The following is a 1449-nucleotide window of genomic DNA, read 5'->3' on the forward strand; positions in this document are numbered from 1 at the left end:
ACATATAGCTGCACAGGGGGGAAATAAGACTTAATGCCAAAAATGTACCACTGACCAAATAGACCGCTCGGTATAGCTCCTGTACATCGCCATTAACCGCAAAATTCAGCAAATAATGCACCACGAAAGAAAGTAAAATCGTGATGCTGGCATTGGTCAGACTATTGCCAACCAGCCCGGTAAAATACCATTTTCGATGCGGCTTCATCAGGGACATCAACTGCTTAAATTCATAAAACCCCTGCTTGAAGGTCACGACGCTCACTCCTTTCCTCAGGCAACGAATTACCGTTTTCCGCCGTATGCTGTTCTTCTTCAAAATTTTTCAAATACAGCTTTCGGTACACACCATCACGACCTAGTAACTCCTCATGAGAACCCGATTCCACAATGCTCCCCTGATCGAGTACAATAATACGGTTCGCCTGACGTACGGTTGACAGTCGATGAGCAATGACCAGTACCGTCCGGTTTTGCATTACCGCATTCATCGCATTCTGCACCTGAGCCTCCGACTGACTATCGAGTGCTGAAGTCGGCTCGTCCAATAGAAGCAGCGGAGCATTTTTCAGTAATGCTCTTGCTATAGAAATACGCTGTTTTTGACCGCCAGACAATCCGCCTCCCCGCTCGCTTAACAGGGTTTCATAGCCCTCGGGAAGTTGAACAATAAAATCATGCGCATGTGCCGCTTTCGCCGCCTCGACAATTTCTTCCCGAGTCGCCTCCAGACGTCCATATCCGATATTTTCTGCAATGGTGGCCGGAAAAAGCGACGACTCCTGAGATACCATCGAAATATGACTGCGCAGGCTTGTTAAATTCCAATCTGTCAAACTCTTTCCAAATAGTTGAATGGTTCCGGCATGCTCTCCAGGTTCATTAAATCCGCAAAGCAGCTTGAAAATCGTGCTTTTACCGCCACCGCTGGCACCGACAATCGCCACCATATCCCCTTGCCCTGCCTGGAAGCTGATATCCTTCAGCACTGTGTTCCCTTCATCGTAGCCAAAGGTCAAATGCTCAAAACTGACTACAGCAACACTATCAACGTCATCATCGCTTTCTGCTCCGCCTTCACTCATTCGGTTGGCTTCCCCATCTGCATCGTCTTTCAAATGAGGTGCCCTATTCTCTCGCCTCTGATCTACCAAGGTCATTTCGCCGTTCTGACGTTCATTCTGCCAATCCAGCACCTCAAACAAATGCTTTGCGGCTCCACCCGCTTCCTTCATTTGCGAAATGATTGTCGGCAGCATGGCAATCGGCTGTAATATGAACGAAATCAGGTATAAAAAAAGTACAATGCCTCCAGCATTCAGCTCTCCTTGTTGTATCAGGTATCCTCCGTATACAATGACCAAAATAATTGGTGTTGCCAGCATCATCACACCTACTGGAGTAATGGCTGCATAGCGCTTTTCTAGCCTTAAGCCGCGCATGACGACC

General features: G+C 47.7%; 1 protein-coding gene and 1 pseudogene. Both read right to left on the bottom strand.

Annotated features, from left to right (window positions below; all coding sequences use genetic code 11):
* Positions 1-256, bottom strand: a pseudogene (locus GRP75_RS26735) (ABC transporter ATP-binding protein); the annotation flags it as partial.
* Positions 231-1449, bottom strand: a 1219-nt coding sequence (locus GRP75_RS26740; protein WP_160790868.1) for an ABC transporter ATP-binding protein, incomplete at its 5' end; no start/stop codon positions are given. The gene GRP75_RS26740 and the pseudogene GRP75_RS26735, both read right to left, overlap by 26 nt.

Source organism: Paenibacillus sp. OT2-17 (genome assembly GCF_009827695.1).
Lineage (GTDB): Bacteria > Bacillota > Bacilli > Paenibacillales > Paenibacillaceae > Paenibacillus > Paenibacillus polymyxa_B.